Source organism: Paenibacillus peoriae (assembly GCF_022531965.1).
GTDB classification, from domain to species: domain Bacteria; phylum Bacillota; class Bacilli; order Paenibacillales; family Paenibacillaceae; genus Paenibacillus; species Paenibacillus polymyxa_D.
Genome location: NZ_CP092831.1, coordinates 5,316,658 through 5,333,171 on the forward strand (window position 1 = coordinate 5,316,658; position 16,514 = coordinate 5,333,171).

Genomic DNA, 16,514 nt, shown 5'->3' on the forward strand with positions numbered 1-16,514 from the left:
CTTAAACCTCTTGTTCCATCAAATCAGCCTGCTCTGCAATCGTGAGCGCCGATACGATTTCTTCGATCTCCCCGTTCATCACCTGGTCCAGCTTATGCATAGTTAGTCCAATACGATGATCCGTTACACGGCTTTGCGGGAAGTTGTAGGTACGGATACGCTCACTGCGGTCCCCGGTACCTACTTTGCTCTTACGCTCGCCTGCATATTTGGCTTCCTCTTCCTGACGCAACATATCCGAAATACGGGCACGCAAAACTTGCAGCGCCTTCTCCTTATTGGAGTTCTGGGATTTTCCGTCCTGACAGGTTGCCATAATACCTGTTGGCATATGCGTTACACGCACCGCCGACTTGGTCGTATTAACGGATTGTCCGCCCGCACCGCTGGAACAGAACGTATCCACGCGAATATCCTTGTCGGAAATTTCAATATCCACTTCTTCTGCCTCAGGCATAACGGATACTGTAGATGTCGATGTATGAATACGTCCACCTGATTCCGTCGTCGGAATCCGCTGGACGCGGTGTGCGCCGCTTTCGAATTTCATTTTGCTGTATGCACCGCGGCCGTTAATCATGAAAATAACCTCTTTAAAGCCCCCGAGATCATTCATGTTCGCGTCCATCAGCTCTACACGCCAGCCTTGGGTATCGGCATAACGGGTATACATCCGGTACAAATCAGCTGCGAATAGTGCCGCTTCGTCACCACCCGCTGCCCCACGAATCTCAATAATAACGTTCTTATCATCATTCGGGTCCTTCGGCAGCAGCAAAATACGGATTTTTTCATCCAGCTCCCGCTTACGAACACTCAGTTCTTCAATCTCCATTTTGACCATTTCACGCATCTCGTCGTCCAGCTTTTCACCCTGCATGGTTTTTGCAGCTTCCAGCTCTTCAACGACATTTTTATATTCGGTATATGCTTCATAAGCAGGCTGTAAATCAGACTGTTCTTTGGAATAATCTCTAAGTTTTTTGCTATCGTTCGCTACATCCGGATCGCAGAGCAGTTCGCTCAGTTTATCGTAGCGGTCCGCCAATGATTGCAATCGGTCCAACAAGCGATTCACCTCTTCAGTTAAATTAATATGAAGCCAGCTTCAATTTCACTGGCTACAGCTCTTTATTATACCAACTAATTCATGAATTAGCTACAAGAAATACTGACTAATTTAGGATTTTGCAAAAATCCACACGACATGTAATTCAATAAAAAAAGTCGCCGCCTAATATAGGCAGCGACCGCATTATCTAGCACATTTTAGAACACACATACTTGAGACATCGTCTTTTATATATCCGAATCGAGTATTGTACTCTAGAAATTTTATATTAAACATTAAAACGGAAATGCATAACGTCTCCGTCCTGCACTACATATTCCTTACCTTCCAGACGAAGCTGCCCCCGTTCCTTGGCCCCGTTCATCGAACCAGCAGCGACTAAATCGTTGTAGGATACAACCTCGGCACGAATAAATCCGCGTTCAAAATCCGTATGAATTACGCCCGCAGCACCCGGTGCCTTCGTTCCTTTGTGAATCGTCCAAGCGCGTACTTCCTGCACACCTGCTGTGAAATACGTATACAGGCCCAACAAGCGATATGCTGCTTTAATTAGACGGTTCAATCCTGATTCAGCCAATCCCAGCTCCTCGAGGAACATCGCCTTGTCTTCGCCTTCCAGCTCAGCAATTTCAGATTCTACCTTGGCGCTAATCGGCACCACTTCTGCATTTTCAGCCACGGCAAAATCGCGTACCTTTTGCACATATGGATTGCTGTCGGCTTCCGTTACGCCATCTTCGCTAACATTAGCGGCATAGAGTACAGGCTTCATCGTCAGCAAATGAAGATCGCGTACAATCAGCCGTTCTTCATCCGACAATTCTAAGCTACGCGCAGGTTTATCAGCATATAGCGTTTCTTTGATCCGCTCCAACACTTCAACTTCTTGGGTGTACTGCTTGTTGCCACCCTTCATGTTTTTGCGGGAACGTTCAATACGCTTGTCTACGCTTTCGATATCCGCCAGAATCAGTTCCAAATTAATGGTCTGAATGTCGCTGATCGGGTCAATTTTGCCGTCTACATGGGTAATGTTCTCATCTTCAAAGCAACGTACCACATGTACAATCGCATCCACTTCACGAATATGAGCCAGAAACTTGTTACCCAGACCCTCGCCCTTGCTCGCACCGCGCACAAGTCCTGCAATATCAACAAATTCAAAAGCCGTTGGCACCGTTTTATTCGGCACAACCAGTTCGGTCAACTTATCCAACCGCTCGTCCGGTACTTCAACGACGCCTACATTGGGGTCAATCGTACAAAATGGATAGTTTGCGGATTCCGCACCCGCCTGCGTTATTGCGTTAAAAAGTGTTGATTTGCCCACGTTCGGCAAGCCTACAATCCCCGCTTTTAAAGCCATAATCAGAACAACTCCCGTTTATATAAAATATGCGTTATGCCATCCGTTAGTTTACCAACCCACATTATATATGAGAACCTATACACGCGGCAAGCATACGGTTATGGAATTCAGGATTTTACTATATCCCTATTTAGATTTCTTTGCTCATCTGGATATCTGTAATCCGATAGCCCGACTTGCGATATACATGCAAAGCTCGCTCATTATGCCCAAATACATGCAACCCGATGCGGACAGCTCCCAGCCTGCGAGCCTCCTGTTCCAAAGCCTCCATCGCCATCGTACCTAGACCCCTCCCCTGGTATGAATCGTATACAAGGATATCCAGTAGAAAAGCTTCTTCTCCTTGCACGCCGTCCGTAATATTGAACCAGATGTAGCCAGCTTCCTCCTGACTCTGCCCCCCGTCATCGGAAAACATCAACATATACAGGTGAGCATGAGGTGTGTCTAGTCTCTGTGGCAGGTATTGAGCAAAACTTTCTGCCGCTCGCTCTGGTGCTTCTTCAACCGTCCATGTACCTGCTTGGATTTTCTCATCCGCATAGTCGGCAAGCGAGCGTTGTTCAAATCGATCATATTGCTCCGCATTCATCGGAACCAATGTAATAAGTCCGCTCATCCATTTACCTTCTTTCTTAGTCGAGTCGTATCTTTGAGCCCTTCTATTCCATCTACCCCAATACCAAACATGACCGTGCGGAGTTCCAGTTCGACCTGCTCCAAACGTGCCTCCAGCGCTTCACTAGAGGCAACCGCAGAACCGAGCAAAGAACGCCCGAAGCCTGCCATGTCAGCTCCCAAAGCAAGCACCTTCGCTGCATTGACACCGTCTCTCAGTCCACCGCTGCCGATCAGAGCACCATGTGGCTGAGCGGCTCTGACTTCCACGATACAATCAGCGGTCGAATTGCCCCAGTCCGCAAACGCCTCCGCCGCCGCGCGACGCACAGGATCAGGGTTACGAAATTTCTCCACTTGGCTCCAGCTTGTCCCGCCTGCACCAGCGACATCAATAAAGGCTGCACCCGCATCATACAGTCTTGATGCCGTCTCGCCATCTATGCCCCAACCTACTTCCTTCACTCCTACAGGCACTGAAAGCTGACGACACAACTCCTCGATACGATTAAGCAGGCCGCTAAAATCCAAATTCCCTTCGGGTTGGAAAATCTCCTGCAATCCGTTCAAATGCAGCACCAACATATCTGCTCCAGCAATGTCTACTGCACGGCGACAATCGTCCACGCCAAATCCGTAGTTCAGCTGCACCGCACCCAGATTGGCAAGGATCGGGATACTGGGTGCCAGACGGCGGACTGCAAAGGTTGGAGCCAATTCTTCCCTTTCCACCGCAGCCCGTACCGAGCCGATGCCCAATGCCCAGCCGCGTCTCTCCGCTGTCTCTGCTAATCGCTCATTAATCGCTCCTGTCTCGGCGCTGCCGCCTGTCATGGAGCTAATAAGCAACGGTGTTCGTACAGCCTGTCCTAAAAAAGTAGTATCCAGGCGAACCTCGTCAAAATGCAACTCCGGCAGAGCGCAGTGCTTAAAGACATACCGCTCCAGCCCGCTGGTGATACCTTGTCCGGCCACATCTTCTTGCAAACAAAGGCGGACGTGCTCAATCTTCCGTTCGCCTGTCCGCGCGGCAGGCAACAAAGAGCCGGATCTGTTAAAGCCGTCAGGTGCTCCTTTTTTATTCTCTGTACTACTCATCTATGTTCCACCTCATCCAAAGTCACTCTGTTTATTGTATCAAGTTCAAGAAGCACAAATAAGACCGTTCCCGAACACGGTAACCGATCTATTTATCGTCTCTTATACAAATATCGTATGCCCTTAAAGTGGCTATTTTAAGATACTCTCATTGTATCATGGATGGGAAAATATATACACGAACGTGAACATTTTTTCTCCCCCATAGATCATGTTCAAAATACGCAATAAACCAGTTATTTCGGAAACTTTACAGAAAAGCCGCCCCTAATTGAGCTGCCGCTTTTCTGCAAAATGTCCAAATTTAAACACAAGAATACCACCGATAATGACCAATACACCGATCAGCTTGTTAATGGTAAACGGAATTTTCTCTAATCCTAGCCATCCTAATGAATCCCACAACAGGGCGGTCCCTAATTGCGCTGTCAATACAATGGAGATCGCATAGGTCGGGCCAAGTCGCTTCATTCCTTGTACCAGACAGAACACAACACCGACACCAATCATGCCACTGAACCAGTACCACGGCTGCATATGCTGTAAAGCAAATGTATTTTTCCCTTCAAAAATAAGACTTCCGAGTAAGGAAGCCAAGAACCCTGTGCCCAGCACCAATGTTGTTGTGGCCCACGATCCTGTCCGTTCATTCACCTTATTATTGAATATCGTTTGCAGACTGACCAAGGCACCTGCGATAACCGCCAATACAATTCCTAATAACATATGTTAACTCTCCCTTGATGATCCTTGATATTCTTCTGTTTTTTACTACATGCTCCTATTACAATGATTCATAAATATTATGTCCTGCCAGTTCACTCAAACCTTTTCTGTCCCGAATGACAATATAGCCTTTTGTCCGTTCAACCCATCCATCTTCAATCATTTTGCGAATAACACGGTTGAGATGTCTATAGCTGGTTCCGATCAAATTCGCCACATCTACCAGACTGGATGCCCGTAATTCCTCATGAAAAGCTGTATTCGATTCGTCAAAAGAAACCGATAGCAGGTAGCTTGCCAGTCTGACTTCCACCGGATACATGAGATTAAAACTGGAAAAGTCGGAGTCCAGGCAAAACTTTCGCGTGACAACATCCAATAGAAATTGCAGCAAAGGAGCATAGTCTTTGCCGTATTTGTTCATCCATTGGTGGTGAATACCGATCACATAGATCGGAGACACTGCCTCTACCGTGTTGATGACGTGACTATTCCGAATATATTCAACATCTCCTATGACCTCGATCGGTGTTTTGAAGCAAAGGATCAGGGTTTTCCCTTCTGTAGAACTGGTATAAATCTTGACCTTGCCCTGCACCAGTATATATAGATGCTCAATGGGATCCCCCTGTAAACAGAGCTTTTCCCCTTGCTCCAAACGATGCAACGACAAATAAGGATGTAGTGGCTCGTAGAGTATGGATTCCAACTCATGCAGCTGCAAAAAATATTTTAGCTGCTCTTGATCCTGAATTTCTCTCATTCCTAAGCTCACCTTCAATCTCTACATTCTAAGCTTTCTTTACAAGTTAAATTTCTATTTTAAAGCTTCAGAATAATTACACCCGCGATCATCATACCAATACCTATAAATTGTGGCAGCTTCATCTTTTGCTTCACTATACCGAACCATCCCTTAATATCTACCAGAAAGGTTAAACACAACTGCGCAATCAACAACGCCGAGATCGTGAACGTAACCCCAATATGTTGGATCGCCGTGACTTCACTAAATATAATAATAGCTGCAAAGGCACCGCCCCAAAGATACATCGGCTTGACCTGTTTCATTTGAGCCACATTGCCATCCCTTGTAAACATCCAGACTAATGCTGCCAAAATAAACCCTATTAGCTGAGTAACAGCAGCAGCCTGCCATGTACCAATATCCTGACTAATCCGTGTATTCGCTACACCTTGTAGCGTAATACACGCTCCTCCCAGAAAAGCAAACAAGATTCCTCTCATAAATCGTTATTCTCCCCATGTAAATGACTTTTCTATATATTAAATTATAGGGCAGACTCTCTATAAAGGACATATGTCCTCAACGAATAGTAAAACATCCTTCATTTCATTCAGTATCCGCGTCAATCCTGCACACTTGCGTTAATAACTTGACAGTATCCCATCATAAAACTGCATGTTCCGGCACGGTAAAACGGAATGCAGCATCCAATTGAGGAGTTGATCGTCATATGACTACACGTGATCCGCTGCATTCTAAGCCGGAATATCAAAGAAAATCCAGGCATAAGGGCCGTGCCCTTAAAATCGCCATTCTGGTACTTATCCTTTGGCTGATTGCCGTCATGCTGTACCAGACCCATAAACCATTGCCTCCGTTCGTCTCTTATGAGAGTCAGGAGTATTCAACCCATGAGGTAAACTTCTGGACGGATTTGACCTATCCCACCGGGAATGGTAATACTGCACAGCATGAAGGTCAAATTTTGAATCGTATGCTCGGGATCATTGATGAAGCCGAGCAATTTATCGTCATCGATCTGTTTCTGTTCAACGATTATAAGCATAAAGGTCAGCGCTTCCCCCAAGTCAGCGCACAAATGACCGATCATCTTATTGCCAAAAAGAAAGCTCATCCTGATATGCCTATCTTTTTCATTACAGATGAAGTCAATACCAACTACAATTCTGCTCCCAATCCTTTGTTGGAAAATATGAAGCGAGCAGGGATTCAAGTCGTGCAGACCGATGTAGATCCCTTGCGGGACTCTACGCCCATCTATTCGGCGGTGTGGCGTACCTTTTTCCAATGGTTCGGTCAGCAGGGCACAGGCTGGATTCCCAACCTGATGGCCAGTGACGGACCGGATGTTACGGCTCGCTCCTATCTTAAGCTGTTAAACGTCAAGGCCAATCACCGAAAATTGATTACCAACGAACAGACAGCGCTCATTTCTACAGGCAACGTGCACGACGCGAGCGCCTATCACTCCAATGTAGCGCTGGAGGTGAAGGGGCCCATCATCGGAGACATTTTACAAGCGGAGCAGGCGGTGTTGGACTTTTCGGGCGGTGGACAGCTTCCTGCCTATACACCACAGGTCGAACCCAAAGTTCCATCGAGTAAGGACAGCTATCGAATCAAATATCTAACTGAGGGCAAAGTGTACACCTCGGTTCTGGATGGCATCGGGCAGACGAAGAAAGGTGACAGCATTCATATGGGCATGTTTTATTTAGCTGACCGCAAAGTATTGAATAGCCTGCTGGATGCCTCCGCGCGCGGTGTAAACATCCAATTGCTGCTGGACCCCAATGAAAACGCGTTTGGTCAGGAAAAAATCGGCATCCCCAATCGCCCAGTTGCCCAAGAGTTGTCCGATAAATCGGGTGGAAACATTCAAATTCGCTGGTATCATACCACCCATGAGCAATTCCATACCAAGCTGATTTATATCGCCAAGGCGCAAGGAGAGCATATCATTTGGGGTGGCTCTACCAATCTGACCCCCCGTAATCTGGATGATTTGAATCTGGAAAATGAATTGTGGGTGGCCGCTCCGGCGGACAGCAAGCTGACCCGACAGGTTGCGGCCTATTTTGATAAGCTATGGAATAATCAGGGGGCTGAATACAGCTTGGATCTAGCCGCTTACGAGGATCATTCAACATTTTGGAAAGATATTATATACCGTCTACAGGATATTTTAGGCTTTACTACATTTTAACTACCGAATAGTGCTGTAGCGAATTCGTTTATGACCTACAGCAGCGGTGAAAGCAGCCGCGCGAGCGATTCCATCAAACGTTTGAACAGACGTTTTTTCATGAATTCTTCGCGTACGATCAGACTGGCAGAATGCAAATCTCGTTCGTAGTCTGTTACCATCTGCTGCACACTGTGCGTTTGAATTAACAGAGCGTTAACTTCAAAATTCAAATGAAAGCTACGCATATCCATATTGGCTGTCCCGATGGTCGCAACTTCCCCGTCAATGATGAGGAGCTTGGAGTGGAGGAACCCTTTTTCATATTCATATACCTTGACTCCAACCTCCAGTAACGACTGGAAGTACGAATGAGACGCGAGAAAAGGCAGCCATTTATCCGGTTTTGCGGGAAACAGAATACGTACGTCCAACCCGGACAAGGCAGCCATCCGTAAGGCAGTCAGGATATCTTCATCCGGGATAAAATAAGGAGTGGCAATCCAGACTGATTTTCGGGCGGACGTGATCATGGAGAAAAACAGATTTTTAAGCACTCTCCGCTCATTATCCGGGCCGCTAGCAATAATCTGCACGCCTCCGTCTGTAATGGGTTCAATACTGGGAGACAGATATTCGCTATCGAGCACCGACTCACCCGTCATGTGAAGCCAATCCTGTAGAAATATAAGCTGCAACGTCCGCACAGCTTCGCCCTTCACAATCATATGCGTATCACGCCAAAAGCCGTAGGCTTTGTTGCGGCTGAGATACTCATCTCCCACATTTAGACCACCAATTAATCCGATATTACCGTCGATGACTACAATTTTACGGTGATTACGATAGTTTACCCGGCTGGAGAAAAACAAGATCCGAGCGCCGCCGTACGCAACAACCTCTACTCCTGCATCTCTCATTTCTTTCAAAAATGACTTTGACAACTGAATACTGCCCACCGCATCGTACATAAACCGAACCTTAACACCCGCTTTAGCCTTTTCAATCAAAATTTTCTGAATGCTGGTACCGATATCATCCGAACGGAAAATGTAATATTCCATATGGATATGATGCTGCGCCTTGCGCAGTTCTTCTAGCAAAGTGGAGAAGGTTTCATCTCCATTGTTCAGAATTTGAGTTTCCGTCGCAAAATAAATCGGGGAGCGGGCCAGTCTGCGTGCCAAACGCATCAACTGCTGCTGCTCATCTGTAAAGCAGGTCAGATCCCGTTTGACTCGCAAAGCATCCTTTTCTATGCGGTCGTAAGCCTGTTGGTCACGCAATGCCTTTTTATCATACTTGCGACGCTTGAATACATTTTGCCCAAACAGAAAATAGAGAGGAAGTCCAACGACTGGCAGCAATGCCAGCAGCAAAATCCAGGACATCGTAGTGGAGGGATTACGATTCTCCGTAAAAATAATCAGACTGATGGAGATCACTGTCAGGGTGGAAAAAATACTGATGACAGTTCCTTCATTTTTGCCGATGTAATTAAACAAGCCAAAATAATAAATAATAAACACCATAGCCGCGATCAATACGGCTAGTAAGCTTCGCCTCATAACTAACCTCACTTCCAGTGGACTGCATTCGACAAGTATTCTTCATTATATTGTACATGAGCCCCTTATTTCTTCCCACTTTTTTATTAAAATGTTGATAAAAAAATCCAAAGAAAAGCTTTATACAAAACACAATGATGCTGGGTTGACACTTACTTTTTTTTGTGCAAGAATAAACTAACGAACGTTAGGTAGGTGACAATAATGGGAATGGAAGAGATTCGAAAGGCCGCTCTTTTTCAATTTGCCACCAATGGGTATGAAGGAGCATCCTTGAGCAGTATTGCCGCTGAGGTCGGTATCCGAAAACCGTCTATATACGCGCATTTCCAAGGCAAAGAGGATCTGTTCCTACAGGTAGCGAGGTATGCTTTTCAAGAGCAGAATCTACGTATTTTCGAGTACTTTACGGAACGTAAAGATCAGCCGCTTAAGCATACCCTGCATGACTTCTTGTTTTGGATGGGACAGGAATATGAGAGCAACGACTCAGCCAAGTTTATGCTTCGCTTTTCCTTCTTTCCGCCTGTATCGTTGTATAACGAGGTGCTGGATATTGTTAATCCTTTTCTGGACAAAATGGAGCGAAAATTAACTCGCCGCCTCCGGAATACACAGGATCGGGAACCTTTTGGGCATATGGAGCCAGTGGATGTGGCTTTAGCCTTTATGACACTGGTGGACGGAGTCATGGTGGAGCTCCTGTACAGTGGAAGCGTCAACTACCACCGAAGACTGGACGCTGCATGGCCTATTTTTTGGCGTGGGATTACGTTAACCTCACCTCATGAAGCATGAAGCCGTCGAACTTATAAAATTTATTTTTGAGGAGAATATTCATCATGAATCGCAGTTGGATTTACGTCTTTGTTGGCGGCCTGATTGAGGTCGTATGGGTATCGGGTTTGAAGCATGCGGATTCTATACTCGCCTGGGCTGTAACCGTGCTGGCTGTGGTGGCCAGCTTTTATTTGATCATGAAGGCTGCGAAGCGTTTGCCTGTAGGCACGGTATATGCTGTATTTACTGGACTAGGGACAGGGGGAACGGTCGTAGGCGAAATGCTGCTATTCGGGGAACCGTTTCAATGGTCCAAAACGCTGTTAATCGCCCTTTTGCTGGCAGGTGTGGTCGGCCTGAAGTTAGTTACCGACCGTGATGTTCAGGAAGGGAGTGGCGCATAATGGCTTGGATTGCTTTGGTTATCGCGGGATGCTCGGAAGTGTTGGGAGTCATCGGTATGAAGGGAGTTACGGTGGGCAAAGGCTGGAAGTCCTTAGTGCTTATGGTCTTATCCTTTGTTCTTAGCTTTTCCCTGCTCAGCTATGCCATGAAAAGTTTGCCTATGGGAACTTCCTATGCCGTATGGACAGGCATCGGAACGGTCGGCAGCACGATTACAGGCATGTTCTTGTACGGTGAGCAAAAAAGCGTACTGCGTGTTTTATTCATCGCCATGATTCTTGCCGCAGCATTGGGATTAAAGCTGATATCTTAACATAAGCGAATGGCATCAAATGTTGCAAATTGCTGATCTTAAAGGAGTGATGCCTTGTGATTACCACCGTAACACTTAACGCGGCTGTGGATAAAATCTACACGGTTGCAGGCTTCGGTTTGAATGCCGTCCACCGCATTGAAGGCGGCCTGACGGTACCGGGCGGCAAGGGCGTGAATGCCGCCCGCGTCATTCGCACGCTAGGCGAGCCAGTACGAGCGACCGGGTTTGCTGCCGGACACACCGGACGGCTGCTCATTGACGGGTTGAGCGCGGAAGGCGTAAGCGCCGATTTCATTGAAACGGCACATGGGGAGACCCGTCTCGCCATTACCGTGCTCGACCCGTCCGCGCGCACGCAGACCGAGCTGATTGAGAGCGGACCGACCGTTGGACCGCTTGAATTAGCCGCACTGCGGCGCAAAATCGAGACCCTTGCCGAGGATTCGGCTTGGGTCGTATTCTCCGGCAGCCTGCCACCCGGCTGTCCGCCCGATCTGTACGCCGAGCTGTGCACGCTGGCAAAGGCACGTGGCGCGCGGGTGGCGCTGGACGCGAGCGGTGAGGCGCTGCGCTTGGGGCTGCGCGGAAAGCCCGACCTCGTGAAGCCTAACGAGGACGAGGCCGCCCACTTTGCGGGAATCGACGTTGCGCGCCCGGATGCTGCTGAAGCGGCGGCAGCGAAGCTGCTGGAAGCTGGAGCGCAGCTGGCCGTTATCTCGCTCGGCGCGAGCGGGGCGCTGGCGGTGACGCACAATGCGCGCTACCGTGTGAGCCTGCCAGACGCGGACATTGTCAGCGCGCTTGGCAGCGGTGACGCCATGGTCGCCGGCCTGGTCACCGGCGCGGCGACGGGGCTGGATCTCCCTGCCTTGCTACGGCAGGGAGCGGCCTGCGGCACAGCGGCAGCTCTGCACGCCATGGCCGGGAAGATCGAGCTCCAGGACGTGAAGCGTCTGGAGCAAGGCATTACGGTGACGCTGTTGTAATTCAGCGTCACTTTTTTTATTTCATCTACACATTCGCTTATTTTCATTTCACAAACATAGTTATTCCGAATGCTCTATATTCCAACTACACGCTTTTTCGATTGGCTTACAGCAGAACCCTGTTCTCCAGTATACTTTTCATACAAATATGCGACTTCGAAGGACCCAGCTTGACTAGTGAATCCTGAAGTTGTGCAATTTCCTCTACCGACGCAGTTTGTACCTTAATAAGATAATTAAATTCTCCACTAATGCGAAATAAATCGGTGACTTCCTTCGCCTCTCTACAAAATTCAACCAGCTCTTGGCAATGTTCTGTCTTTATTAGAATAAATGTAGTCGTCCCTCGATTCAGTTCCCGTAAATTAAATACGGTACTATATCCAGAAATAATCCCTCGTTCTTCAAGCTTGGTTATCCTTTCTTTAACGGATGGCTGTGACATCGAAATTTCTTTACTGATTTGGGAAATCGTTATCCGAGCGTCATGCTGTAGCAATTTCATGATTTTGTGATCTATATCGTCTATGTGATGCTGCATTTCGAGCCCCTCCTGATCTAAATTTTAAAAAATAATGTTTTCCACTCAAATTAACTTTTATTTAATAATTAATATAGTATAAAAGGCTTACTATAAATATATAATCACCACATCATTATTCATATAATAAGGTTCACTTACATATAAGGAGGATCTGGAATGAGTGTGAAGGGATTAGCTCATGTGGCCATTCAGGCCCGTGATTACCAAGCAACTATTGCATTTTATACTAAGGTATTGGGATTTAAAAGAGGTCATCACTGGAGTCTTCCGTCTTTTCGAATTCAAGAGGCTTCCATGCTAATCTCACCCGATCAGAGAACCTGTCTCGAGATTTTTGATAATGATGCTGTCATTCCTGCCCAAGGAAAAAAAGCTTCATCCGAGCAAGATATTGCTCACGGGGCTTTATTACACTTGGCATTTTACGTAGGCAATGTGGATGAAATATACCAAAAAGCACTTGCCCATGGAGCAAGAACCTTTGTGGAACCCAATCAGCTTACACTTGGCGAACCTCCTCTAGTTGTAACAAATGCATTAGTCCACAGCCCTAATGGTGAGGTTATCGAATTTATCGAGGATGTTGATTTTGATATGTCCCTATCTAATAAGTAATTCTCATAGCTATTAAAAAGATCCACTTCCCGGTGAAGTAGGATCTTTTTATATTCCATACAGCTCTGCCGTTATCTCTATGGAAGAATTAAACTGTTCCTAAAAACATCCGATATATTGATTATCACTTTGTTTAAAGGAGTAGATTATCATCTCAATTGATTTCAATGTGTATTGGTTTCATTTTAGTTCCGATTTGCTGATGCCATTGTTCAGCTTGATTGGACTGCTACTCATCTATTTTGGATTCAGAACGATCCGTCGTCATCGTTATCGCAAACGCCACTGGGTCCGTACCAAAGGGCAAATCGTAGATGCACATATCGAAGTAGACATTGATGTCGTTCCCTTTGACCGAGATGATCTAGTAGATACTAGCTACACCCGCCGATTAAAGGTGCGCTTCTATACAGCTTCAGGTGAAGCCGTAGAATTCTGGAATCCTTATAGCACCAACCTAAGCCTCAACCGGGTTGGCAGCAAGATTAAGGTATTATACAATCCATCCAACCCTCGGGACGCCCGAATTGCAGGCGGTATAAATGGTGCAGGCTGTCTGGCCTTTATGCTATTTTTGATCGGTGTTCCCTTTGCTTTGAGCGGGGTGTTCGCTGTATTGAAGTTTTTCCTCTAACAAGGATTGGGTCACATACTGGTAATGAAATTTATCGCCATATAAATGGCCAAGCCTAAAATAATCAGGGCCGATATTTTGTTGAGCACAGTCCCAAACTTCCCTTCTGAATCCATACGTCCCACGAGACGCCCCGCCGTTGCCAGACCAATAAACCATATCCAAGATACGGACACGGCGGCTAGACCAAAGGCCCAGCGTTCCCCACCGTCATATTGAAGGGAGCTGGTTCCAATTACGCCAACCGTGTCAAGTATGGCATGTGGATTCAATAGCGATACGGAAGCAGCAAAAATCATCTGTTGTTTCGGCCGCATTGGCTGACTTTCTTCCGAAGAAGCTGCCTTCGATCTCCATAAAGTCCAGGCCATATACAGCAGAAACAAACAGCCCGCCGCATAGAGTACGTTCGTGAGCCATAGAAATTGCTGCAAAATAAGAGATACGCCCCCAACCGCAAGCGTAATCAGGATTGTGTCACAGACACCCGCCGTAATGACAGCAGGCAGTGCATTGCGAAACCGCGACTGGGACGCCCCTTGATTAAACACAAATACATTCTGTACTCCCAAAGGCAAAATCAAACCCAGCGCCAATAAAACAGCATGGATAATAGCTTCCAGCATAAATATATTCCCCCAAATTTAACCCATTATATTTCTCTGGTATTTTCTCTCCTAAATAGTCCTCGAACAGGAAGCTTGTACGTGCCTAATCCTCTTGCATTTCCTTTAAATTCTTCACGCTCTGCGTGGTCTGTTTTATACTATGCTTCAACTGCTCTATAGCAAGCTGGTAGTCCTGCGGATTGTTCATATTGAACACGGCCTTATGCCACATGTCCTCACTCACTCCCGGCAAATCTTCTACTGTCGCATAACGAACGTTCAGCTTGTCCAACCAATCGGTGAGACGAAGCCGTCCACTACGCAAACATTCCTCGGCAGACGGTAGCACGCTCCGATGGTATACAGCCAGCAACGGGTGTATACGTCCATCCATAGAAGGTATCACTGCTTGCAATGCTGGTTCCCTCGTTCCTTGCAACTCCGTCCACTTCTTAGTTACAGCGAGCAGATCATGTAGCACCTCTGGCTGTACAAAGGGCATATCACAAGCGACAACCATCCCCCACTCCGTAGTAGATGCAGATAATCCTGCATGGATACCGCTCAAGGGCCCCATGCCCCGAAAAACATCAGACACAGTTTCCATACCACTCAGGCCATATCCTTGGTTGTCACGAGTGACTACTACAACCCGCTGGGCCGCCTGCTGCAATGTAGTATACATCCGTTCAAGCATAGTGGCTCCATCAATCTCAAGCAGAGCCTTATCCTGTCCCATTCGTCTGGAACGTCCTCCTGCGACGATAATACCAGTCACTTTCACAAATATGCCCTCCTTTTTTTCTGAAAACAATTGCAAATGTGCATCATGAATTTTTTGAACAAAATTTAATTATTACATAATTGTTAATTAATTGGTTTGTTAACCCTTTCAACACATGATACATTGGAATAAAGAACCTCCCCACAGACCGGCATCGATGCGTAGTTCTCTATCGGGCTAAGAAAGGAATGGCTTGTCTTGCAAAAGAGAGAAATTCAAGAGACTCCTCTATATTCCTTAAAACTGTATAATTTTTTTCTATATGGAGCTATGGTCATTTTCTCCAGCTTCTTCCCGTTGTATCTGCAAGATATCGGCATGGACAAGCTGGAGATCGGGAGTCTGATGGCCATCGGACCTTTTGTATCCGTATTCGCGAACCCTTTTTGGGGCTATACAAGCGACCGGAGCCGTAACCTCCGACGTATTCTGCTATTTATGATTATAGGTACATTGTTATTGTTGCAAGCTTTATTTCATGTCCATACGTATATCATGATTTATGTGTCGATGATTGGTTTTTATTTTTTTCAAAGCCCTTTATTTGCCCAAAGCAACAGCCTGATTCTCAGCTATATTGAGGGCACAGACCGGAAATTTGGCTCATTCCGTATATGGGGCTCCTTCGGCTGGGCTGTGACAGCAGCAGTTGCCGGCATCGTTATTGACCAAACGGGGATATCCAGCATATCCACCATCTTTACAGTACTTCTTCTAGCTGCATTGATCTGCACCTTGTCGATTCCACCACTGAAAAGCACTGTGGAGACAGCAACCATCCATTTGCGCGGCTTTGGCAGTGTTTTAATGAACGGATACTTTATATCCTTTATTTTATTGGGCATCCTTGTATCCATCCCGAATTCGATCAATAGCGCCTTTATGTCCCTGTACATCACCGAGCTGGGTGGGTCCAAACAGATGCTTGGTTTTGCTGTTTTTATGTCATCGGTATTCGAAATTATTGTATTTTTGCTGTTTGATCGCTTCTTGAAGAAAAAGATGACCGTGATGGTAGGTTGTTTGGCACTCGTCAGTTTGCTGTTTGCCTTACGGTGGGAACTGATGGCTCTGGCCACAGACCCGATTCAGATCGTGTTTATTCAGGCACTTCATTGCGTCACCTTCGGTGGATACTTCTATGTAGGCACCCAGTTGACCGTCCTATTTACCCCTGCAGCATACCGATCATCCGGACAGGCCGTATATACCTTGACCTGGAGTGGTATATCCGGTATCGTAGCAGGTTTTGCGGGAGGTTGGCTATTCCAGAACTTTGGTGGAGAAATGATGTACCATGCAGGGGTCTTTTTCGCCCTACTTGGCTCTGCGGGATTTTCCATTATGTGGTACATGCTGTACAAGAACGGTTATCAGCCAGGACTGCCAGCGGGCACAAACGAATAGAAAATGCCCCTTAACTACACTAGA

Annotated in this window: 19 protein-coding genes; 8 read left to right on the plus strand and 11 right to left on the minus strand. The window is 46.7% G+C overall.

All coding sequences use genetic code 11. From position 1 onward, the window contains the following. Window position 1: 1 nt before the first annotated feature. The 7 genes from prfA to MLD56_RS23510 all read right to left on the minus strand — a co-directional run bounded on the left by prfA (window position 2) and on the right by MLD56_RS23510 (window position 6,137). Complete coding sequence (prfA, locus tag MLD56_RS23480; protein ID WP_013312344.1) at window positions 2-1,069, minus strand: peptide chain release factor 1; 1,068 nt, start codon at window positions 1,067-1,069, stop codon at window positions 2-4. Between the two features lie 271 nt (window positions 1,070-1,340). Next, window positions 1,341-2,441, minus strand: a complete 1,101-nt coding sequence (gene ychF / locus MLD56_RS23485; RefSeq protein WP_013312345.1) for a redox-regulated ATPase YchF — start codon at window positions 2,439-2,441, stop codon at window positions 1,341-1,343. Between the two features lie 133 nt (window positions 2,442-2,574). Next, window positions 2,575-3,066 carry a GNAT family N-acetyltransferase gene (locus MLD56_RS23490; RefSeq protein ID WP_029518522.1) on the minus strand — a complete coding sequence of 164 codons (492 nt, stop codon included), beginning with the start codon at window positions 3,064-3,066 and terminating at the stop codon, window positions 2,575-2,577. After that, the gene (gene fni / locus MLD56_RS23495; RefSeq protein ID WP_029518523.1) at window positions 3,063-4,163 is read right to left on the minus strand and encodes a type 2 isopentenyl-diphosphate Delta-isomerase; all 1,101 of its coding nucleotides are present in this window, start codon (window positions 4,161-4,163) and stop codon (window positions 3,063-3,065) included. Before fni ends, MLD56_RS23490 begins: the two co-directional genes overlap by 4 nt. 267 nt (window positions 4,164-4,430) lie before the next feature. Next, window positions 4,431-4,889: a DMT family transporter gene (locus MLD56_RS23500; protein ID WP_029518524.1), complete on the minus strand. Its 459-nt coding sequence runs from the start codon at window positions 4,887-4,889 to the stop codon at window positions 4,431-4,433. Window positions 4,890-4,947: 58 nt separating this feature from the next. Next, a complete protein-coding gene (locus tag MLD56_RS23505) occupies window positions 4,948-5,652 on the minus strand; it encodes a Crp/Fnr family transcriptional regulator (protein WP_029518525.1) in 705 nt (234 codons plus the stop codon). A 59-nt stretch (window positions 5,653-5,711) separates the two neighbouring features. Next, window positions 5,712-6,137, minus strand: coding sequence for a DMT family transporter (locus tag MLD56_RS23510; protein WP_029518526.1), 426 nt, complete (start codon window positions 6,135-6,137; stop codon window positions 5,712-5,714). A 230-nt stretch (window positions 6,138-6,367) separates the two neighbouring features. On the opposite strand from MLD56_RS23510, the gene MLD56_RS23515 reads away from it, so the two are divergent. Then, window positions 6,368-7,864 carry a phospholipase D family protein gene (locus MLD56_RS23515; protein ID WP_029518527.1) on the plus strand — a complete coding sequence of 499 codons (1,497 nt, stop codon included), beginning with the start codon at window positions 6,368-6,370 and terminating at the stop codon, window positions 7,862-7,864. A gap of 35 nt (window positions 7,865-7,899) precedes the next feature. Here MLD56_RS23515 and cls read toward each other — a convergent pair whose 3' ends face one another. Further along, complete coding sequence (gene cls / locus MLD56_RS23520; RefSeq protein ID WP_029518528.1) at window positions 7,900-9,411, minus strand: cardiolipin synthase; 1,512 nt, start codon at window positions 9,409-9,411, stop codon at window positions 7,900-7,902. A gap of 204 nt (window positions 9,412-9,615) precedes the next feature. On the opposite strand from cls, the gene MLD56_RS23525 reads away from it, so the two are divergent. The 4 genes from MLD56_RS23525 to MLD56_RS23540 are packed head-to-tail and all read left to right on the plus strand — an operon-like array spanning window position 9,616 to window position 11,898. After that, a complete protein-coding gene (locus MLD56_RS23525) occupies window positions 9,616-10,209 on the plus strand; it encodes a TetR family transcriptional regulator (protein ID WP_029518529.1) in 594 nt (197 codons plus the stop codon). 44 nt (window positions 10,210-10,253) lie between these two features. Further along, on the plus strand, window positions 10,254-10,595 hold the full coding sequence (locus MLD56_RS23530) for a DMT family transporter (RefSeq protein WP_013312354.1): 342 nt from the start codon (window positions 10,254-10,256) through the stop codon (window positions 10,593-10,595). After that, a complete protein-coding gene (locus MLD56_RS23535; protein ID WP_013312355.1) occupies window positions 10,595-10,909 on the plus strand; it encodes a DMT family transporter in 315 nt (104 codons plus the stop codon). Before MLD56_RS23530 ends, MLD56_RS23535 begins: the two co-directional genes overlap by 1 nt. 56 nt (window positions 10,910-10,965) lie before the next feature. Continuing rightward, on the plus strand, window positions 10,966-11,898 hold the full coding sequence (locus MLD56_RS23540; RefSeq protein ID WP_241113438.1) for a 1-phosphofructokinase family hexose kinase: 933 nt from the start codon (window positions 10,966-10,968) through the stop codon (window positions 11,896-11,898). 106 nt (window positions 11,899-12,004) lie between these two features. Here the strand turns inward: MLD56_RS23540 and MLD56_RS23545 are convergent, their stop codons facing one another. After that, entirely contained in the window at window positions 12,005-12,439 is a 435-nt protein-coding gene (locus MLD56_RS23545; protein WP_029518531.1) for an Lrp/AsnC family transcriptional regulator, read from the minus strand. Between the two features lie 159 nt (window positions 12,440-12,598). On the opposite strand from MLD56_RS23545, the gene MLD56_RS23550 reads away from it, so the two are divergent. Further along, entirely contained in the window at window positions 12,599-13,057 is a 459-nt protein-coding gene (locus tag MLD56_RS23550; RefSeq protein ID WP_029518532.1) for a VOC family protein, read from the plus strand. Window positions 13,058-13,226: 169 nt separating this feature from the next. After that, window positions 13,227-13,691, plus strand: coding sequence for a DUF3592 domain-containing protein (locus tag MLD56_RS23555; protein ID WP_029518533.1), 465 nt, complete (start codon window positions 13,227-13,229; stop codon window positions 13,689-13,691). Between the two features lie 11 nt (window positions 13,692-13,702). On the opposite strand, the gene MLD56_RS23560 is transcribed toward MLD56_RS23555, so the two are convergent. Both MLD56_RS23560 and mobA read right to left on the minus strand, forming a co-directional pair. Then, entirely contained in the window at window positions 13,703-14,317 is a 615-nt protein-coding gene (locus tag MLD56_RS23560) for a LysE/ArgO family amino acid transporter (protein WP_029518534.1), read from the minus strand. An 85-nt stretch (window positions 14,318-14,402) separates the two neighbouring features. After that, complete coding sequence (mobA, locus tag MLD56_RS23565; protein ID WP_029518535.1) at window positions 14,403-15,083, minus strand: molybdenum cofactor guanylyltransferase; 681 nt, start codon at window positions 15,081-15,083, stop codon at window positions 14,403-14,405. 198 nt (window positions 15,084-15,281) lie between these two features. On the opposite strand from mobA, the gene MLD56_RS23570 reads away from it, so the two are divergent. After that, a complete protein-coding gene (locus MLD56_RS23570; protein ID WP_029518536.1) occupies window positions 15,282-16,490 on the plus strand; it encodes an MFS transporter in 1,209 nt (402 codons plus the stop codon). The last annotated feature ends 24 nt before the right edge of the window (window positions 16,491-16,514 follow it).

Bases quoted from the DNA above. Each gene is read 5' to 3' on its own strand.
- cls (WP_029518528.1), bottom strand. From the start codon at position 9,411: ATGAGGCGAAGCTTACTAGCCGTATTGATCGCGGCTATGGTGTTTATT.
- fni (WP_029518523.1), bottom strand. From the start codon at position 4,163: ATGAGTAGTACAGAGAATAAAAAAGGAGCACCTGACGGCTTTAACAGA.
- MLD56_RS23490 (WP_029518522.1), bottom strand. From the start codon at position 3,066: ATGAGCGGACTTATTACATTGGTTCCGATGAATGCGGAGCAATATGAT.
- MLD56_RS23515 (WP_029518527.1), top strand. From the start codon at position 6,368: ATGACTACACGTGATCCGCTGCATTCTAAGCCGGAATATCAAAGAAAA.
- MLD56_RS23530 (WP_013312354.1), top strand. From the start codon at position 10,254: ATGAATCGCAGTTGGATTTACGTCTTTGTTGGCGGCCTGATTGAGGTC.
- MLD56_RS23545 (WP_029518531.1), bottom strand. From the start codon at position 12,439: ATGCAGCATCACATAGACGATATAGATCACAAAATCATGAAATTGCTA.
- MLD56_RS23525 (WP_029518529.1), top strand. From the start codon at position 9,616: ATGGGAATGGAAGAGATTCGAAAGGCCGCTCTTTTTCAATTTGCCACC.
- MLD56_RS23535 (WP_013312355.1), top strand. From the start codon at position 10,595: ATGGCTTGGATTGCTTTGGTTATCGCGGGATGCTCGGAAGTGTTGGGA.
- MLD56_RS23510 (WP_029518526.1), bottom strand. From the start codon at position 6,137: ATGAGAGGAATCTTGTTTGCTTTTCTGGGAGGAGCGTGTATTACGCTA.
- MLD56_RS23550 (WP_029518532.1), top strand. From the start codon at position 12,599: ATGAGTGTGAAGGGATTAGCTCATGTGGCCATTCAGGCCCGTGATTAC.
- MLD56_RS23505 (WP_029518525.1), bottom strand. From the start codon at position 5,652: ATGAGAGAAATTCAGGATCAAGAGCAGCTAAAATATTTTTTGCAGCTG.
- ychF (WP_013312345.1), bottom strand. From the start codon at position 2,441: ATGGCTTTAAAAGCGGGGATTGTAGGCTTGCCGAACGTGGGCAAATCA.
- MLD56_RS23500 (WP_029518524.1), bottom strand. From the start codon at position 4,889: ATGTTATTAGGAATTGTATTGGCGGTTATCGCAGGTGCCTTGGTCAGT.
- MLD56_RS23560 (WP_029518534.1), bottom strand. From the start codon at position 14,317: ATGCTGGAAGCTATTATCCATGCTGTTTTATTGGCGCTGGGTTTGATT.